16 protein-coding genes are annotated in these 19,126 nt (G+C 65.0%); 8 read left to right on the top strand and 8 right to left on the bottom strand.

From position 1 onward, the window contains the following. Positions 1-177 precede the first annotated feature (177 nt). The 3 genes from KW825_RS07480 (at position 178) to KW825_RS07470 (ending at position 3,362) form a co-directional block, all read left to right on the top strand. Positions 178-1,269 carry an alkene reductase gene (locus KW825_RS07480; RefSeq protein WP_218328805.1) on the top strand — a complete coding sequence of 364 codons (1,092 nt, stop codon included), beginning with the start codon at positions 178-180 and terminating at the stop codon, positions 1,267-1,269. Positions 1,270-1,386: 117 nt separating this feature from the next. Next, positions 1,387-2,184: an SDR family oxidoreductase gene (locus tag KW825_RS07475; RefSeq protein WP_218328804.1), complete on the top strand. Its 798-nt coding sequence runs from the start codon at positions 1,387-1,389 to the stop codon at positions 2,182-2,184. Between the two features lie 173 nt (positions 2,185-2,357). Next, positions 2,358-3,362, top strand: coding sequence for an NADP-dependent oxidoreductase (locus tag KW825_RS07470; RefSeq protein WP_256353801.1), 1,005 nt, complete (start codon positions 2,358-2,360; stop codon positions 3,360-3,362). 76 nt (positions 3,363-3,438) lie between these two features. Here KW825_RS07470 and asnS read toward each other — a convergent pair whose 3' ends face one another. From asnS to bioA, 3 genes are all read right to left on the bottom strand, one after another. Beyond that, positions 3,439-4,839: an asparagine--tRNA ligase gene (asnS, locus tag KW825_RS07465; protein WP_042651320.1), complete on the bottom strand. Its 1,401-nt coding sequence runs from the start codon at positions 4,837-4,839 to the stop codon at positions 3,439-3,441. A 341-nt stretch (positions 4,840-5,180) separates the two neighbouring features. After that, the gene (locus KW825_RS07460; protein ID WP_042651321.1) at positions 5,181-5,996 is read right to left on the bottom strand and encodes a HAMP domain-containing protein; all 816 of its coding nucleotides are present in this window, start codon (positions 5,994-5,996) and stop codon (positions 5,181-5,183) included. Positions 5,997-6,130: 134 nt separating this feature from the next. After that, entirely contained in the window at positions 6,131-7,405 is a 1,275-nt protein-coding gene (bioA, locus tag KW825_RS07455; protein ID WP_218328803.1) for an adenosylmethionine--8-amino-7-oxononanoate transaminase, read from the bottom strand. Between the two features lie 195 nt (positions 7,406-7,600). Here bioA and bioB point away from each other — a divergent pair, with 195 nt between their 5' ends. From bioB to htpX, 5 genes are all read left to right on the top strand, one after another. After that, entirely contained in the window at positions 7,601-8,719 is a 1,119-nt protein-coding gene (gene bioB, locus KW825_RS07450; RefSeq protein WP_218328802.1) for a biotin synthase BioB, read from the top strand. Continuing rightward, a complete protein-coding gene (gene bioF, locus KW825_RS07445) occupies positions 8,716-9,927 on the top strand; it encodes an 8-amino-7-oxononanoate synthase (RefSeq protein ID WP_256353800.1) in 1,212 nt (403 codons plus the stop codon). The genes bioB and bioF overlap by 4 nt, the downstream gene beginning before the upstream one ends. Then, positions 9,920-10,711 carry a malonyl-ACP O-methyltransferase BioC gene (bioC, locus tag KW825_RS07440; RefSeq protein WP_218328801.1) on the top strand — a complete coding sequence of 264 codons (792 nt, stop codon included), beginning with the start codon at positions 9,920-9,922 and terminating at the stop codon, positions 10,709-10,711. Before bioF ends, bioC begins: the two co-directional genes overlap by 8 nt. A gap of 165 nt (positions 10,712-10,876) precedes the next feature. Further along, on the top strand, positions 10,877-11,557 hold the full coding sequence (bioD, locus tag KW825_RS07435; RefSeq protein WP_218290074.1) for a dethiobiotin synthase: 681 nt from the start codon (positions 10,877-10,879) through the stop codon (positions 11,555-11,557). A 113-nt stretch (positions 11,558-11,670) separates the two neighbouring features. Further along, positions 11,671-12,543 (top strand): protease HtpX, encoded by an 873-nt coding sequence (gene htpX / locus KW825_RS07430; RefSeq protein WP_042651327.1) that lies wholly within the window; start codon positions 11,671-11,673, stop codon positions 12,541-12,543. A gap of 112 nt (positions 12,544-12,655) precedes the next feature. On the opposite strand, the gene KW825_RS07425 is transcribed toward htpX, so the two are convergent. From KW825_RS07425 to KW825_RS07405, 5 genes are all read right to left on the bottom strand, one after another. Beyond that, on the bottom strand, positions 12,656-14,458 hold the full coding sequence (locus tag KW825_RS07425) for an MOSC N-terminal beta barrel domain-containing protein (RefSeq protein ID WP_218328800.1): 1,803 nt from the start codon (positions 14,456-14,458) through the stop codon (positions 12,656-12,658). A gap of 245 nt (positions 14,459-14,703) precedes the next feature. Beyond that, the gene (locus tag KW825_RS07420; RefSeq protein ID WP_050718646.1) at positions 14,704-14,919 is read right to left on the bottom strand and encodes a YdcH family protein; all 216 of its coding nucleotides are present in this window, start codon (positions 14,917-14,919) and stop codon (positions 14,704-14,706) included. Between the two features lie 271 nt (positions 14,920-15,190). After that, positions 15,191-15,781, bottom strand: a complete 591-nt coding sequence (locus KW825_RS07415; protein ID WP_218290078.1) for a hypothetical protein — start codon at positions 15,779-15,781, stop codon at positions 15,191-15,193. 11 nt (positions 15,782-15,792) lie between these two features. Continuing rightward, entirely contained in the window at positions 15,793-17,139 is a 1,347-nt protein-coding gene (locus KW825_RS07410) for an MATE family efflux transporter (RefSeq protein WP_218328799.1), read from the bottom strand. Between the two features lie 126 nt (positions 17,140-17,265). After that, a complete protein-coding gene (locus KW825_RS07405; protein WP_042651332.1) occupies positions 17,266-19,089 on the bottom strand; it encodes a SulP family inorganic anion transporter in 1,824 nt (607 codons plus the stop codon). Between the last annotated feature and the right edge of the window lie 37 nt (positions 19,090-19,126).

Raw genomic sequence — 19,126 nt, 5'->3', positions numbered from 1 at the left:
CATCAAAATCCTTGACTGAAAAGATTATGATCGTCATCTTTAATGCGCAGACCCCGGGAAGGGGTTGAGCGCCGTGACACTCGATTGACGCTTGCAGCCCCTGATCATGGCGGCGCTATGTCGGGATACGGACTACCTTCCTCCCCAGACCCATGTTCCACATGACAGAGGCACGCCATGACAGACAAGAGACTCTTCGAGGCCTATACCCTTGGCCCCATCACCCTCGCCAACCGCATCGTGATGGCGCCACTCACCCGCAACCGTGCCGGCCCCGGCCTGGTCCCGAGCGAGCATGCCGCCACCTATTACAGCCAGCGGGCCACGGCGGGTCTGCTGATCGCCGAGGCGACCCAGGTCTCGGCCCAGGCGCAAGGCTACCAGGACACTCCCGGCCTCTACACGGCGGCGCAGATTGCGGGGTGGCGCAAGGTGACCGATGCGGTGCATGCCAGGGGAGGCCGGATCTTCGTGCAGCTGTGGCACGTCGGCCGCGTCTCCCACGTCGCGCTGCAACCCGATGGGGTGGCGCCGGTGGCCCCCTCGGCCCTTCGGGCCCAGACCAAGACCTTCGTCAACAATGACTTCGTCGAGGTGTCTATGCCCCGGGCATTGGCGCTGGAGGAGCTCCCCGGCATCATCGACGATTTTCGTCAGGCGGCTGCCAACGCCATGGCGGCTGGCTTCGACGGGGTCGAGATCCACGGTGCCAACGGCTATCTGCTGGAGCAGTTCCTCAAGGATGGGGCCAACCTGCGTACCGACGGCTATGGCGGCTCCATCGAGAACCGCGCGCGGCTGCTGCTCGAGGTCACCGCCGCCGTGGCCGAGGAGATAGGGGCCGATCGCACCGGGGTCCGGATCTCCCCCGTCTCTCCGGCCAATGGCATCTCCTGCAGCAATCCCCAGCCGCAGTACGACTATCTTGTCGAGCGGCTCAGCGCGCTGGGGGTCGTCTACCTGCACGTGATAGAGGGCGCCACAGGTGGCCCCCGGGATGTCGCCCCTTTCGACTTCGCCTCCCTGCGTCGGCGCTTCAAGCAGAGCTATCTGGCCAATAACGGCTATGACCTGACGCTGGCCAGCAGTGCTCTGGCCCAGGGCAAGGCGGACCTGTTTGCCTTCGGCCGCCCCTTTATCAGCAATCCGGATCTGGTCGAGCGCCTGCAGCAGGGCGCCCCGCTCGCCACATTGAAACCCGAGACCCTCTATGGCGGCGGCGCCGAGGGCTACATCGATTACCCGGCCCTGGCGGGTGCCGGCGAGTAAACGTACATCGGCAGGGGGCGTCATAGCAGGTCCCCCTGTCGACACAGCGCCATCGGCCGTTGAGTGCCTGGCACTGTATCCAGCCCAGTTCAAAACGATCACAGAGAGAACGACATCATGACCATTAAACCCAGAGTGCTTATCACCGGCGCCTCCAGTGGCATTGGCGCCACCTATGCCGACCGCTTCGCCCGGCGCGGCCACGATCTGGTGCTCGTCGCCCGCGACGAGGCGCGGCTGACGGCGCTGGCCGGCCGCCTGCGCCAGGCGTACGGCGTCGCCGTCGACATCCTGCCCGCCGACCTCACCCAATCCCGGGAGCTGGCCGCCGTGGAGGCCCGGCTACGGGATGATGCCAGCATCGGTATCCTGATCAACAACGCAGGGGCGGGTCAGGTGGGCCACTTCCTCGCCCAGACCGCCGGCAGCGTCGAGCAACTGGTGACCCTGAACACCACGGCACTGGCTCGCCTGGCGGCCGCCATAGCCCCACGGCTGGTGCAAGCCGGGGAGGGGAGCATCGTGAACATCGGCTCCGTGGTCGGGCTCGCGCCCGAATTTGGCATGACGCTCTATGGCGCGACCAAGGCCTTCGTGCTGTTCCTCTCCCAGGGGATGAGCCTGGAGCTCGCTCCTGCCGGGGTCTATGTGCAGGCGGTGCTGCCCGCTGGCACGCGCACCGAGATCTGGGCACGCTCCGGCATCGATCCCGACAGCTTGCCGGAGTTGATGGCGGTGGAGGAGCTGGTGGACGCGGCCCTGGTCGGTTTCGATCGCCGGGAAGTGGTCACCATACCGCCGCTGCATGAGGCCAGTCGCTGGGATGAGCTCGATGGCGCGCGCAAGGCGCTGCTCTCCGACCTTCGGCAGGCCCATGCCGCCGAACGTTATCAGGTTGCGCCTCAGGGCCGCTGATCCCGGCAACAAGACCGGTGGTCTGCTGGGGACGGCGCCACGCCCAACCCGCAATTCTCTCTCCAGACCGCCTCTTTTATCCTCGCGATGAGGCGTGCCTGACCTGTGCCGCTGCCCTGTGTGGGACAGGGCGGTTTGCCTGGTTCGGTCACCTCATGCTTTCTGGTAACAAGATGATGAAAGCCTTTGTGTTCAAACACTATGGTCGCTCGGCACGACCCAGGTTCGCGGAACTGCCGCACCCGACCATGGGGCCGGACGAGATCCTGGTCAAGGTGCATGCCGTCGGCCTCAATCCCATCGACAACATGATCCCGCGAGGCACTTTCAAACCCCTGCTCAAGTTTGAGCTGCCCGCCGTGCTCGGCAGCGATCTGGCCGGTGTGGTGGTGGAGGTCGGCAGCCGGGTGACGCGGTTTAGGCCGGGGGATGCCGTCTATGCCAGCCTCTTCGATCTGGGGCGCGGCGCCCTGGCGCAATGGGTTGTGGTGCCCGAACACGCGGCGGCCCTCAAACCGGCCAGCCTCGACTTCGTTCAGGCGGCGTCCATTCCCATGGTGGCGCTGACGGCCTGGCAGGCCTTCACCGAGCAGGCCTCACTCGCGCCTGGTCAGAGAGTGTTCATTCCCGCGGGTTCCGGCGGCATAGGCTCCTTTGCCATCCAGCTTGCCAGGCACCTGGGGGCCTTCATCGCGACCACCACCAGCACGGCGAACGTCGAGTGGGTAGGGCGGTTGGGGGCCGAGGTGGTGGTCGACTACAGACGGCAGGAGTTCGATGCGCTATTGCAGGGGTACGATCTGGTGCTGGGGACCTTGCGGGGAGACGCGATCGAGCGGTCACTGTCGATCCTCCGGCCGGGGGGGCGGCTCCTGTCGCTGGTCGGCCCGCCGGATGCGGCCTTTGCGCGGGCGAGAAACATGAATGTCATCATGACCGCCCTGTTTGGCCTGATGAGCTGGAAGATCCACCGTCTTGCCCGGCGACGGGGTGTCACCTACGGCATGATGTTCGTGCGCCCGGATGGTGCCCAGCTGACCCGGATTGCCGCGCTGCTCGACGGGGGCAAGCTCAGGCCCGTGATCGACAAGGTCTTTCCGTTTGAACAGATTGACGAGGCGCTCGCCTATCTGGCGACCGGTCGCGCAAAGGGCAAGGTGGTGGTCAGCCTGGCGTGACAGACGCAGGGCGACAGCAAAGAACAAAAAAGCCGACCCAAGGGTCGGCTTTTTGCGATTCGTGTGCTGTCCGCGATTAGAACTCGGCGGTGCGAGGGGTGCGCGGGAAGGGGATGACGTCGCGGACGTTGCCCATGCCGGTCACATAGACCACCAGGCGCTCGAAGCCGAGGCCGAAACCGGAGTGGGGCACTGTGCCGTAGCGACGCAGGTCGCGATACCACCAGTAGTCTTCCTTGTTCAGGCCCATCTCGGCCATGCGCTGATCGAGCACCTCGAGGCGTTCCTCACGCTGGGCACCACCGATGATCTCGCCGATCCCCGGGGCCAGCACGTCCATGGCGGCGACGGTCTTGCCGTCGTCGTTGAGGCGCATGTAGAAGGCCTTGATGTCTTTCGGGTAGTTCTTCACCACCACAGGGGACTTGAAGTGCTCCTCGGCCAGGTAGCGCTCGTGCTCGGAGGAGAGATCGATGCCCCAGGAGACCGGGAACTCGAAGGTCTTGCCGCAGTTTTTCAGCACTTCGATGGCGTCGGTGTAGTCGATCTGGGCGAAATCGGAGGCGACGAAGCGCTCGAGACGGCCGATGGCATCCTTGTCGACGTGCTGGGCGAAGAACTCCAGATCGTCGCGGCGTTCGGCCAGGACGGCGTTGAAGACGTACTTCAGCATGGCTTCGGCCAGGGCGGCGTTATCTTCCAGATCGGCGAAGGCTACTTCCGGCTCTACCATCCAGAACTCGGCCAGGTGGCGGCTGGTGTTGGAGTTTTCGGCGCGGAAGGTCGGGCCGAAGGTGTAGACCTTGGACAGGGCGCAGGCATAGGTCTCGACGTTGAGCTGACCGGAGACGGTCAGGAAGGTCTCCTTGCCGAAGAAGTCCTTGTCGTAGTCGACCTTGCCGGCCGGGGTGCGCGGCAGGTTTTCCAGATCCAGGGTGGAGACGCGGAACATCTCGCCAGCGCCTTCGGTGTCGGAGGCGGTGATGAGCGGGGCGGCGATCCACAGGTAGCCTTCTTCGTGGAAGAAGCGGTGAATGGCCTGGGCCAGGCAGTTGCGTACCCGGGTCACGGCGCCGACCACGTTGGTACGGGCGCGCAGGTGAGCCTGCTCACGCAGGAACTCGATGCTGTGACGCTTGGCGGACATGGGGTAGGTGTCCGGATCTTCGACCCAGCCCACTACCTTGACCTCGGAGGCTTGCAGCTCGAAGGCCTGGCCGCTGCCCTGGGAAGCCACTACCACACCGGTCACTTCCACGGAGCAGGCGGTGGTCAGACGCAGCACTTCATCCTCGTAATTGGCCAGGGTATTGGGAACGACGGCCTGTACCGGATGGAAACCGGAACCATCGGATATGGCCAAAAATGAGATCCCCGCCTTGGAATCGCGGCGGGTCCGGATCCACCCTTTGACTGTCTGGGTGGTGCCAACCGCATACTTACCGGTCAGCACATCTACTACGGATGCGTGCGTCATCGAAATATTGTCTCCAGCTTGTTCTTGCAGCGCTATTTGCAACACTAGGGGTCTGGCCCGGGCATGAATGGCCCACCCTGGCAGACTAAGCCGTCAATCTTACCCGCGCGGGTTTGATAAACAAGCAAAAATGTCGGGCGTTTGCGGGCGTTTGCGGGCGTTTGCGGGCTTTTCGGCAGGGTGAAGGCCGGATGGGGCCATCTGGTTGGGGGTGGAGAGTGCAGGCGCGAAACAGGGTGCAGATGAGATGACTGGGGGTTGAGGGCTGGCGGATCCTCTGCCGGGGCGGCCTCATGGTGCCGCTCCTTATAGATAGCCAAGCTGCCTGGCCGGTGCGCGGATCAGCCGCGCTTCTGCTCGTCCTGCTCCGGATGGGGCGCCGGGCGCTTGCCGAGCTGGCGCTCCACGCTGTCGAGCATCTGGTTGTAGGCCAGCGCGACGCGGCCTATCTCGTCCCCCTCATCCCCTTCCAGCCGATGACCGAACTCATGCAGATCGGTGGCCTCCTCCATGGAGCGGGTCAGCTGGTTGAGCGGGCGCACTATCCAGGTGCGGATGGCCCAGAGGGTCAGCAGCAGGCCCAGCCCGAAGATGACGGTGAGGCTGAGCGCCGAGGTGAGGATGTTCTGCTCGACCCGGGTGAACAGGCTGTCGAGGGAGTAGTCGAAGCGCACCGCCCCCAGCACGGTGTTCTCCGGCACCTGATGGCAGCTGGTGCAGTCGGTGCCGCGAAAATCTTTCTTCGCCAACAGCGGGCGGGTCACCACCAGCCGGCTGTGCATGTCGTTATGCACCACCTCCAGGCTGCCCTTGCCCGCCAGCGCCAGCGCATCGAACCTGTCCTTGGGTGCCTCGCTCTCGCGGCCCGGCCCGTACTGCTTGTTGACCGGCGCCCCGCGCACTATGCGGGCATCCTCCACGTGGGCGTGCTCCATGAACTTGTGGCGCAGGGTATCGCGGGCGTCCATCTTGCCGGTCAGCATCAGCATGTTGAGGCTGTCAAAATAGGCCTCGGTCTGCTCGTGGCTCTGCTCCTTGATGAGGGAGAGGATGAGGTCACGCTCGCGCACCGCCTGATAGGCGGCGGAGAACACCAGCACCATGGAGAAGATGAACAGCAGGAAGAAATTGATTTTGGCAGCGATGGAGAGGCGCATGGGAACGGTACATCTGTTGGGTAAAACCCGCGCAGTCTACCCTTCTCGTGCGCAGGTTTTTGATGAGTTGCTCACATTCTGATGAAAAAGATTCAAAAGACCCCGTCCGATCGAGCGGGGCCTGTTGTGACGGATCAGAACTCGCCGTCGTGGATGGCCTGCCCGATGGCCCTGGTCAGCACGCTCAGCTGCGCCGGGCTGATGACGAAGGGAGGCATCAGGTAGATGAGCTTGCCAAAGGGCCGGATCCAGGCCCCCAGCTCGACAAACTTGCGCTGGATGCGCGCCACGTCCACCCGCTCCTTCATCTCCACCACCCCGATGGCGCCGAGCACCCGCACATCGGCCACTGCTGGGTTGAGGGTGAGCTGTACCAGCTCGGTCCTGAGTTGATGCTCGATGGCCTGCACCCGCTCCTGCCAGGGGGAAGCCAGCAGCAGCTCGATGGAGGCATTGGCGACCGCACAGGCCAGCGGATTGGCCATGAAGGTGGGGCCGTGCATGAAGACGCCGGCCTTGCCATCGCAGATGGTGTGGGCCACCCGCTCCGTGGTGAGGGTGGCGGAGAGCGTCATGTAGCCGCCGGTGAGCGCCTTGCCCAGGCACATTATGTCGGGGCTGATGCCCGCCCAGTCACAGGCAAACAGCTGGCCGGTGCGGCCGAAACCGGTGGCGATCTCGTCGGCGATGAGCAGGATGCCGAACTCGTCGCACAGGGCGCGCACCCACTGCAGGTAGCGGGGGTGATAGAAGCGCATGCCGCCCGCCCCCTGCACTATGGGCTCGAGCACGATGGCGGCGATCTCCTCGTGGCGATCCGCCACCAGGCTGGCGAGCTCCACCACGCAGTTTTCGTCCCACTGGGCGTGGAAGCGGCAATCGGGCGCTGGGGCGAACAGCTGCTCCGGCAGGAAGCCCCAGTAGAGCTCGTGCATGCCGCCATCGGGATCGGTGACGCTCATGGCGCCGAAGGTGTCGCCGTGATAGCCGCCGCGCAGGGAGACAAACTTGGTGCGCGGCTGATCCTTCGCGTGCCAGTACTGCTGGGCCATCTTGAGCGCCACCTCCACCGCCACCGAGCCGGAGTCGGCCAGGAAGACCCGATCCAGCCCAGCCGGGGTGATCTCCACCAGCTTGCGACACAGCTCGACGGCGGGTGCATGGGTCAGGCCGCCGAACATGACGTGGGCCATCTTGCCGAGCTGGGCATGGGCCGCCGCATCCAGTTCCGGCACCTGATAGCCGTGCACGCAGGCCCACCAGGAGCTCATGCCATCCACCAGCTCGCGGCCGTCGCTCAGGGTGAGGGTCACGCCCTTGGCGCTGGCCACCTCGTAGCAGGGCAGGGGCTGGGTGAGGGAGGTATAGGGGTGCCAGATGTGGTGCAGGTCGAATTCTTGATTGGTCATTTTGTGTTCTATTGTCAATTAATTTGATCTGGTCGGTGTTGACAGTCTACGCGCGCTCTCTACACTAGCCAACAATTTCAGCCACTTGGCTTGGCCCTCCCGTTGCATTGACGAGGGCGGCCGGTGGCGGGTTTGGCGGTCTGCCCGGCAAGGATGCGGACCGGCGGATCCCCTTCATCACAGGAAGCCATCCCCATGCATGCTCTCTCGACGGGCGCCTCAGCCCTGCGTCACGACTGGACTCACGACGAGGTCCAGGCGCTGTTTGCCCTGCCGTTCAACGATCTGCTGTTCCAGGCCCAGACCATTCATCGCGCCCATTTCGATCCCAACGAGGTGCAGGTGAGCACCCTGCTCTCCATCAAGACCGGCGCCTGCCCGGAGGATTGCAAGTATTGCCCCCAGAGCGCCCGCTATCATACCGGACTCGAGGCCGAGCGGCTGATGGAAGTGGAAAAGGTGCTGGAGCGGGCCCGCGAGGCCAGGGCCAACGGCTCGTCCCGCTTCTGCATGGGGGCCGCCTGGCGCAACCCCAGGGAGCGGGACATGCCCTACATACTGCAGATGATCGAGGGGGTGCGCGGCCTCGGCATGGAGACCTGCATGACGCTAGGGATGCTGACCGCGGAGCAGGCCTCCCGCCTCGGCGCCGCCGGGCTCGACTACTACAACCACAACCTCGACACTTCCCCCGAGTTCTACGGTGACATCATCACCACCCGCACCTATCAGGACAGGCTCGACACCCTGGAGCACGTGCGTGGCGCCGGCATGAAGGTGTGCTCCGGCGGCATCGTCGGCATGGGGGAGCAGGCGCGGGATAGAGCGGGCTTGCTGATCGCGCTCGCCAACCTGCCGCGCCACCCGGAGAGCGTGCCCATCAACATGCTGGTCAAGGTGAAGGGCACCCCGCTGGAGAACGAGGAAAACCTCGATTCGTTCGAATTTATCCGCACCATCGCCGTGGCGCGGATCATGATGCCGAGCTCCCACGTGCGCCTCTCGGCGGGACGGGAGAAGATGAACGAGCAGATGCAGGCCCTCTGCTTTATGGCGGGGGCGAATTCGATTTTTTATGGCTGTAAGCTGCTGACCACGCCGAACCCGGATGAAAACAGCGACATGCAGCTGTTCAAGCGGCTCGGCATTCGTCCCGCCCAGCGCCCCCAGAAGCCGGATGCGGTGCAGACCGAGGAGCTGGAGGCCGAGTTGCTGGCCCAGGCGAGGCGCGCCCCCGGGGTCGACGATCTGTTCTATGACGCCACCCGCACGGCGCCGTCCCGCGCAACACAATCTGCCGCCGAATCCTCATGAGTGCCGTGCTCACCTCTGCGGCGCGGGGCCCCTTCGCGCTGGGTGAGGCGCTGGCCGCCCGCGAGCGCGAGGCCCTGCGCCGGTGCCGTACCCCGACCGAGGGCGGCAGCGGCGCCCGGCTGCGGGTCGGCGGTCAGGACTATCTCAACTTCTCGGCCAACGACTATTTGGGGCTGGGGGCTAATGCCGCCATCAAGCAGGCGTTCAAGGAGGGGATCGATCGCCATGGGGCCGGCGCCGGCGCCTCGCCGCTGGTGACCGGCTACAGCCGGGCCCATCAGGCGCTGGAGGAGCAGATCGCCGACTGGCTGGGGCTGGAGGCGGTGTTGCTGTTCAACTGTGGCTTCTCGGCCAACCAGGCGGTGCTCAAGGCGCTGCTCGGCAAGGATCACCTGCTGTGGCAGGACAGGCTCAACCACGCCTCCTTGCAGGAGATGGGCAGCCAGCTGCCCTGCAGGATGAAGCGCTTCGGCCACAACGATATGGCCGCTCTCGAGCGTCAACTCGAACCAAACCGGGGCTTGATCGTCTCGGAAGGGGTGTTCAGCATGGACGGGGATCAGGGGCCCTGGCGCGAGCTGAGCGAGCTGGCCGCCCGGAGCCGCAACTGGCTGATGATCGACGACGCCCACGGCCTCGGCGTGCTGGGGCCAGAGGGGCGCGGTACCCTGGCGGCCCAGGGGGTGGCGCCTGCCGCCGTACACATCCAGATGGGCACCTTCGGCAAGGCGCTCGGGGTGGCAGGGGCCTTCGTCGGCGGCAGCCGCGAGTTGGTGGAGTACCTGGTCAACTTCGCCCGTCCCTATGTCTACAGCACCCACATGCCCGCCGCCCAGGCTTGTGCCGTAGCCAAGAGCATAGCGCTGGTGCGGGGCGCCGATGAGGCGCGCGCCCATCTGCAACAGCTGATCCGGCGCTTCCGACAGGGCGCCGATCAGCTCGGCTGGACGCTCGGGGCGAGCGAGACCCCGATCCAGCCACTGCTGGTGGGAGAGAGCCGGGCGGCCCTGCAACTGGCCGAGCGGCTGCGCGGGGCTGGCCTCTGGGTCGGTGCCATCCGGCCACCGACTGTGCCGGCGGGCACGGCGCGGCTGCGCATCACCCTGAGTGCCGCCCATAGCGAGCAGGAGATCGATCGCCTGCTGGACGGCCTGGGTCAGGCCGGGATTGAACCAATGCAAGAGCAAGGGGAGGCCAAGCATGCATGACGCCTTCCAGCGGGTCGACAAGGTGCAGCTGGCGCGCCGTTTCGGCGCCGCGGCCCACCGATACGACGCCCATGCCCAGTTCCAGCAGGAGGTGGGGCAGGCCTTGCTGGCCAGGATGCCGGACGGCTCGGCGCTGCCCGAAGCTGGGCTGGATCTCGGCTGCGGCACCGGCTTCTTCCTGCCCCAGCTGGCCGGCCGTTGCCGGCGGCTGCACGGGCTGGATCTCGCCCCCGGCATGCTGCAACAGGCGGCCCTGCGCGGCAGCGGGGCCCAGCTGCTGTGTGGCGATGCGGAGCGGCTACCCTTCGCCGATCAGAGCCTGGACTGGGTCTTCTCCAGCCTGGCCCTGCAGTGGTGCGAGCGACCGGCCCAGGCGTTCGCCGAGCTGCACCGGGTGCTCAAGCCCGGTGGCCAACTGCTGTTCTCCACCCTGCTCGCGGATTCGCTCTGGCAATTGCGTGAGGCCTGGCGCACGGTTGACGGCGCTGCCCATGTCAATCGCTTCCTCAGCTTGTCACAATTGCAGCACGCCATCGCCGCCGGGGGCTTCGGCGCCCCCGCGCTGGAGTGCCTGACCTGGTCGCTCGCCTACCCGGAGCTCAACGGCCTGCTGCGGGATCTCAAGGGGATAGGCGCCAGCCAGATCAACGACGGGCGTCGACCCGGGCTCGGCAACCGCCAGCGCCTGCAGCGCCTGAGCCAGGCCTATGAGCGCCACCGTCAGCCGGACGGCCTGCTGGCCGCCAGCTACCAGGTCTGCCTCGGGCGCGTGATCCGCAGCTAAGCCACCCGTCCCACGGATCTCGCCGGGGACAGAGCCGCAGGCGTACCGCCTGCGCCCGAATAAATAACGCGTGGGTGGACAGGCCAGGACCTGCCACCCCTGTTGAGAGCATGGCTACGCGGGGGCGCCAGTCTGGCGTCACCCGATGTGCGTTGAGGAGTCATCATGGTCAAATCATTTTTCATCACCGGCACCGACACCGACGTGGGCAAGACGCTGGTCGCCCGCACCCTGTTGCGGGAGTTCGCCGCTCAGGGGATTCGCTGCGCCGGTTACAAGCCCGTCTCGGCGGGTTGCGCCCGCACCGCCGAGGGGCTGCGCAACCAGGATGCTCTATTGCTGCAGCAGGCCGCCAGCCTGGCGCTGCCCTATGAGCGGGTCAACCCCTTCGCCTTCGAACCCCCAATCGCGCCCCATATAGCCGCGCGGGAAGTGGGCGAGACCATCAGCCTGAGCGGCCTGTCGGCGGGCCTGCGAGAGATAGAGCAGGCCGGGGCCGAGCTGGTGATCGTCGAGGGGGCGGGGGGCTGGTTCCTGCCTCTGGACAGAAACCACCTGCTGTCGGACTGGGTCAAGCAGGAGAACCTGCCGGTGATAGTGGTGGTGGGGGCCAAGCTCGGTTGCCTCAACCACGCGCTGCTCACCTTCGCCGCCATTCGCCACATGGACCTGCCGATCGCCGGCTGGGTGATCAACCGGCTGAGCGACGGCATGAGTCATTATCAGGAGAATCTGGAGACCCTGAGGGGCTTGCTGCCGGCGCCGTTTTTGGGTGAAATACCCTTTGTAAACAATCCACTCGAGGCGGATCTGCGAGGGTGCCTGGATATTTCACCCCTGCTCTGAGGCTGACATTCAGCAAACATTCATCGGATCTATCTATTATCTGGAGCTGGTGTGGTATTGGGCCGACAATGGATCGGCCCGGACCGTGCGTCTATATCTCACAAGGAGTCAATATGAAGCGAATTATGCTATTCCTGGTGACCAACCTGGCCGTCATGCTGGTGCTGGGGGTGGTACTCAATATCCTGTTCTCGGTTCTGGGGATCAACAAGTCCAGTATTTCCGGTCTGTTGGTGTTCTGCGCCGTGTTCGGTTTTGGGGGTTCCTTTATCTCCTTGCTGATGTCCAAGTGGATGGCCAAGCGCAGCTATGGTGTCCAGGTCATCGAGCAACCCCGTAACGAGACAGAACACTGGCTGGTGAGCACCGTGGCCCGTCAGGCCCGCGAGGCCGGCATCAAGATGCCGGAAGTGGGGATCTACGACTCCCCCGAGATGAACGCCTTCGCCACCGGTGCCCGCCGCGACGATTCGCTGGTGGCCGTCTCCTCCGGCCTGCTCTACAGCATGAGCCGTGACGAGGCGGAGGCCGTGCTGGCCCACGAGGTGAGCCACGTGGCCAACGGTGACATGGTCACCCTGACCCTGATCCAGGGGGTGGTGAACACCTTCGTGATGTTCTTCGCCCGCATCGTGGCCGGCGTCATCAGCAACTTCTTCAGCTCCAACAACAGCGAAGAGAGCAGCAGCTCCGGTGGCTTCGCCTACATGATCACCGTGTTCGTGCTGGAGATGCTGTTCGGCGTGCTGGCCTCCATGATCGTCATGTGGTTCAGCCGTCAGCGTGAGTTCCGCGCCGACGCCGGTGCCGCCAAGCTGGCCGGTCGCGACAAGATGATTGCCGCGCTGCAGCGCCTCTCCCGTGGTGCCGAGCCGCAGATGGAAGGGGCCATGATGGCCTTTGGCATCAACGGCAAGCGCTCCGTGAGCGAGCTGTTCATGAGCCACCCGCCCATCGAGCAGCGCATCGCCGCCCTGCGTGGCTGATAGCCAAACGCGATAAGAAAACGGCTGCCTCAGGGCAGCCGTTTTCGTTTCTGTGGTCTGGTGGTTCGGGCCGGGCTCCCGACCCCTGGCTTATCGCGGCACGATCATCAGATTATTTGATCACCAGATCGGTCAGCGGCACGGCGCAGCAGGTGAGGATCTTGCCCTCGGCCCGCTCGGCCGCGGTGATGGCCGGCGCCTCCGGGTGATCCACCTCGCCTTCGAGCAGGGTCTGCTTGCAGCTGCCGCAGATGCCGGCGCGGCAGCTCCAGGGCAGCTCCACTCCCTGCTTGTGGGCCTGATCCAGCACTGTGCCCTGGTTGTTGCCGGCGAAGCTCTTCTCGCCGATCCGCAGCTGCACCACCTGATGGGGACGGGCCACCGAGAGGATGGCGCCGCCGAAGCTCTCCTGCCGGATGCGCTCGGCGGTGACCCCCTGCTCCTGCAGCAGCTTGACCGCCTCGCTCATAAAGCCGTGGGGGCCGCACAGGAAGATCTCCCGTGCCAGCAGATCCCTGACCTGCTCGAGGTGCCCCTTGCCAAGGCGACCGCTCATGCCCTGCCAGTGACCATCGGGCTGGCTCAGGATCAAGGAGAGTTGCATGCCGGCAAGGCGTAGGGCGTGCAGCTCGGCGGCGGCCGGGATGTCGGCCTCGCTGCGGCACAGGTGCATAAAGTGCACCTCCCCGAGTTCGTGTCTCAGATGCAGGGTGCGGGCGATGGCCAGCATGGGGGTGACGCCGGAGCCGGCCGAGAGCAGCAGCAGCTTGCGCTCGGTGCCCAGATGGAAGTCACCGGCGGGAGGGGCGGCCAGCAGGCTGTCCCCCACACGCAGCTGATGGTGCAGCCAGGGGGAGAGGCGGCCATCGCCGAGTCGCTTGACGCTAATGCTGTAGCGATCCGGCTGATCCGGGCTGGAGCTCAGGGTGTAGCGCCGCTGCAGCCGCTCACCCTTGATGTCGAGGCTGATGGGCAGGTGCTGACCGGGCAGGTAGTCGGGTAGGGGCTCGCCATCGGCCGCCTCGAACCAGAAGGTCTCCAGATCCCGTGCCAGCGGCTCGCGGGCGACGCAGACCAGCGCCCGCTTCTGCGGCGCCGCATTGGGGTAAACCGGCGGGCGGGTGCGTTCCAGCACCTCGATCTCGCTGCCGGCCTCGATCCAGCCTTCGTTCAGCGCCACCAGATTCTGGCCGAAGTAGACCTCCCCATCCTCGCCGCGGCGATAGCGGGTGAGGGTGGCGAGCGGCTCTTTGAGGGCGTTGAACCTGTCGCTGCCCGGCTCCACCGTGGTCATGATGCAGCGACTGCAGGGCTTGGCGACCCGAAATTCCACCTCGCCGATGCGGATCCGCGTCCATCCATCTTCCTCGAACGGGCGGGTGCCGCTCGCCACCAGGTTGGTGCGAAACTGACTCATCTGGTGCAGGGCATCGGATCTCAGGTTGAGGTCGTCGAGGGATCCCTGGCCGATCAGCAGCAGGGGGTAGCCGTCGGCGAAGCTGACCCTGGTGCCGGTCTTGGTTCTGAAGCGATCGGATTTCTCCCCCAGCCAGAGCAGCCGGACCGGCTCGCCGGCGACCCGGCTCAGCCACGCATCGGCCTGGGCCGTGGTGTGCAGGGCGCTGAAGCTGTCGCTCCAGACGCCGGTGGCCTGCGGGGCCCGGCTGAATGCCTGCTCCAGCAGGCTGAGGGGATCCTGGCCCGGGTAGCGCAGCAGCAGGCCGCCCTCGATGGGGGTGGCCACCACCAGCTGCAGCTGGGGATGGGTGCGGGCGGTGATGAAGCTGCCGTCCGGCTTGACCACCATGTAGCGGCGATCCCCCAGCAGACCCTCTTCGGTCACCAGGGCGCGGGTCAGTGGCATGCCTGCCGTCGATTTGATGGGATAGAGATGAATGCTGTCGAGCCTTGGCATGTCCGGGTCCTTGTAACGTGGCGAGAGGGCGACGGGGCGACTCCCGCCCGGCATGCTCGGGCGACGAGGCCGGCGCGGGTCGGGGAGTGCAGAGAAGGGAGATGTTACCCGGCTTGGCGGCACCAACCAAGCCCTGAGAGAGCAGTATTTCCAGGGAACCTGATGGCGGTATGGCGGGCAATAAAAAGCCCGGCATACAAGCCGGGCTGGGGGATAAGTTGCTTATCCGGGTATTCGTCGAGGCGTCAGTGTGGATGTTGTTTGAGGATGTCGTATATCTCCTCTTTCAGTTTAAGTTTCTGTTTTTTCAGATCCTTCACCTCGGAGCTGTAATCGCTGGCATGATGCTTTTCCAGTTTTCTAATCTCCGCATCCAGGTCGTTGTGCAAGTCAAACTTCTGCTGGAAATGGACATCACTGCTCTTCAGTTTCGAGATGAGATCTCTGTACTCAGGGAACATGTAATGAAGCCTCCTTGTTGTCGTTTGATTGTGCCTTGACCTTCAAAGTACCCCTAACCCGGACGAAGAAATGTGATCCAACTCAAATTCGGGAGCAATGATTTATCGTGCCGGGGAGCTCGCGTTTAACTGCTTGAATCGCAACCTGATAAGGGATTTATGAGTAAGCATTCGCGCGTAAAATTGCGACACTCATCACAACTTTACGCTGGCATGACTGCCGCGGGCAGCAAAAAGGGGCACAGGGCCCCTTGTTGCGATGCAGAGGAGATTACTCCTTTTTCTTTTTCTTCTCGGGCAGCGGCTTGCCGTCACGGGCGATCACCTTGCCCACCTCGAAGCCGATCTGGGCCGCCAGCTCTTCCAGATCCGGGGCCTTGGCCTCGTTGCCGATGGCGTACTGGTAGTTGGCTATGGTGATCTTCTCGGCCACCGGGGTGCCGGGGACTATGGGCTCACGCCAGCCCTGGCCCACATGGGCGACCAGGGTGCCGTCCATGATGAGCTCGCCGACGATCTCCTGGGTCGGGATGCCCTTGCCGTAGGTGAGGGCCTGGGGATGTTTCTTGCCGACCAGGGGGGCGGTGCTGGCGGGCAGCAGCCTGGTGCGGATCAGCCACTTGGGATCCTTGTGCTTGCCCAGCGCCTTGCCGGTCTGGTACTCGTTGATCTTGATGGTCTTGATCATCTGGGCCATGAAATCCTTGGTCAGCGCCTTCTGGGCCTCGCTGCTCTCATCGATGGCGATGGGGGCCACATACCAGGTCTGGGGGGCGGGTGCCTTGGGGGTTTTGGGGGCGGTCTGCGCCATGGCCAGGGGGCTGAGCAGGATGGCCGCCAACAAGAGTCCGATTTTCTTCATCATGATTCCGCTTATGATTCCACGAGGATTTTGTTTTGCCAGCGGCGACTGCGCCAGCGCCAGAACATGGCCAGACCGCGCACCCACTCATCGCAGGCGAGCGCCAACCAGATGCCGACCAGCCCATAGCCTTGCATGATACCAAGGAAATAGGCGAGCGGAACGGCAATGCCCCACATGGAGACGAGCGCCATGTAGAGCGGGAAACGGGCATCCCCGGTGGCGCGCAGGGCGTTGATCACCACCAGGTTGAAGGTGCGGCCGGGTTCGAGGATGAGGCTGATGAGGAACAGCTGCGCCACCTGGGTGATGATGTCGGGGTCGTCGGTGAACAGGCTGATGATGGCGCGCCCGTTCAGGGCCGCGGCGATGGCGATCAGGGTGGTGACGATGAGGCCGAGCTTCAGGCTCTTCATCAGCTGCTTATAGGCCTGCTCGAAGCGGCGGGCCCCCGCCAGATGGCCGATGATGATCTCGTTGCCAAGGCCGATGGAGAGGCCGAACAGCAGGATGAACAGGCAGATCTGGAAGAAGTAGGACTGGGTCGCCAGCGCCTTGTCGCCGAGCAGGCCGACGAAGGCGGTCACCACCATGAACTGCAGCATCCAGGAGAGGTTCTCCCCTGCCGCGGGCAGGCCAATGTGCAGCACCTTGTCCAGCATGACCTTGCTGGGGCGCAGGATCTCCGGCAGGCGCAGGCGGATGCCGGTCTTGCGTCCCACCAGCCATACCAGCAGCACCACGCCGACGATGCGACCCACCACAGTGCTGATGGCGACCCCGGCTACCCCGAGCTGGGGCAGGCCGAACCAGCCGTAGAGCAGCAGCAGGTTGCCGACGAAGGTGATGAGGTTGACGGTCAGGGTCACGTACATGGCCTGCCGGGTGTGGCCGTGGGCACGCAGGGTGGCGGCCAGGCAGAGCGCCGCCGCCTCCGGCAGCAGACAGAGGCCGATGATCTGCAGGTAGAGGGTGGCGTCGCCCATCAGGTGGGCCGGCAGGTTCATCAGCGCCAGCATGGTGCTGGCACCGGCCATGACCCCCACCGCGGCCACCAGCCCCACCAGCAGGTTGAAGCCGATGGCGGTGTGGATCACCACCCGCGCCTTCTCCCGATCGCCTGCCCCCAGATACTGGGTGATCACCACGCTGGTGCCAATGCTGACGAAGCTGAACAAGGTGATGGCCAGATCGAACACCTGGTTGCCGACCGCCAGCGCCGCCACCCCCTGATAGGAGACATGGCCCACCATGAAGGTGTTGAGGGCCCCGGTCAGGAAGTGCAGGGCGAGATCGATGAACAGTGGCCAGGTCAGGGCGAAGAGGGTGCCCGGGCCCGCGTGGGATTGAGTCTGCATGGCATATCCAAATAGCAATGATGGCCCTCGTCAGCGCCATCTGGACGGGCATTTAACACCAAGAGTCTGAGCTGTGCAATGGCTGACTCCGTCATCCGGTGGGGAGGGTGGGGCCGCCGATCCGGCTCAGGCCGGGGCCGAGCCTGCCTCCTGCTCGCAGGGCAGGGTCAGTCGCGCCGAGTCCGGCAGCGCCTCATCCCGGGGCCAGCGAGCGAGCTGGCTGTCGGTGGTGCTCTCCACCACCTCATCGTCCTTGAACACCGGCTCGCGGTAGCTGCGGGTCATGCGCAGCGCCTGGTACATGTCGGGATAGAGGGTGATCCCCTCGTCGCCGACCCGGATCCCCGCCTGCTGCAGCCAGTGGGTCATCTGGCCGTGGCGACCGGCCATCACCATGTGGATGCCGCGGCGCTTCAGCTCCTTGTGCAGCTCACCCACCATGCTCATCACGCTGATGTCCTGGTGGGTGAAGCAGGCGACGGCGTCGATCACCAGGCACTTGGGATTCTGGGGATCCTGCACCAGCAGCGCCAGCACCCGCCGCTTGAAGTAGGGGGCGTTGAAGTAGGTGAGCGGCGAGTTGAAGCGATAGACCAGGATGCCGGGAATGGCCTTGGCCTGCTCGTTGTCCCCCAGGGTGCGCACCACCCCCTCGTCATCCATGCCGAGCAGCTGATCCGTTGGTCGCATCACGTTGCGCAGGAACTGGAACAGGCCGAGCAGGACGGCGAGGGTGATCCCCGGGATGACCCCCATGGCCAGCACGCTGACGAAGGTGATGAGGGCGAGCCAGAAGGCGGCGCGGTCGGAGTCGCGCAGCCCCCAGAGGCCGCGAAAGTCGGTCAGCGACAGCGAGGCCATCACCAGCACCACGCCGAGGGCGGCGGTGGGGATGTACTGCAGCGGCGCCGTCAGGTAGAAGGTGACCAGGGCGATGATGAGGGCGGCGATGATGGAGACCAACTGGCTCTTGCCGCCGTTGGCATCGTTGACCGCGGTGCGCGAGTCGGCGCCGCTGATGGCGAAGCCCTGGGAGAGGGCCGAGGCCAGGTTCGCCATCCCCAGCGCCCGGAACTCCTTGTCCGCATCTATCTCGTAGCCATTCTTGGCGGCGAAGCTGCGGGCGGTCAGCATCATGGAGACGAAGCTCACCATGGCCAGGTTGAGGGCCGGCAGCACCAGCTCACGCATCAGGCCGGGGGGGAACTCAGGCACCTGAAACTCCGGCAGGCCTGAGCCGATGGTGCCCAGGGTGGCGATGCCGAAGCGGCCGAGATCCAGGGCCCACACCAGGGCTGCCGTCACTATCATGGCCACCATGGAGGAGGGCCAGGCGGGCCTGTAGCGCTTGGTCAGCACCAGGGTCAGCAGGGCCGTCAGGCTCATGGCCAGGGTCGGCAGGTGGGTCTGGGTGATGTAGCTGGCACCGTTGAGGATGCGCTCTATCAGGTAACGCTCGCTGAAGGTGAAGCCGAAGATCTTGGAGAGCTGGCCCACCATGATGGTGATGGCCACCCCGTTGAGCAGCCCCATCAGAATGGGGCGGGAGAGGAAGTCCGCCAGCACCCCCAGCTTGAAGCGGCTGGCGATGAGGCACCAGAAGCCGGTCATGGCGGTCATGGTCATCACCAGCTGCCATTGCAGGGTGGCGTTGCCGGCGGCGAGGGGGGTCACCACGGCGGCGATGACGGCGCAGGTGGCGGCATCCGGGCCGACGATGAGCTGGCGGGAGGTGCCAAACAGCGCATAGACCAGCATGGGCAGTATGCAGGAGTAGAGGCCGACGATGGCACCCACCCCGGCCAGCTCCGCATAGGCGATGGCCACGGGCAGGGCCACGGCGGCCACCGACAGGCCGGCGCGAAGGTCCGGCATCAGCCAGGCCCGCTGATATTGCAGCAGGGCGGCGAGGCCCGGCAGCCAGCGTTCGAGAGAGAAGAAGTCGCGCATTAATTAACCCATTGAGTCATATAGATCTTTTTCTTAG

It is taken from the genome of Aeromonas sp. sif2433 (genome assembly GCF_019218705.1).
Lineage (GTDB): Bacteria > Pseudomonadota > Gammaproteobacteria > Enterobacterales > Aeromonadaceae > Aeromonas > Aeromonas encheleia.
This window is presented reverse-complemented; position numbering and strand designations above follow the sequence as displayed.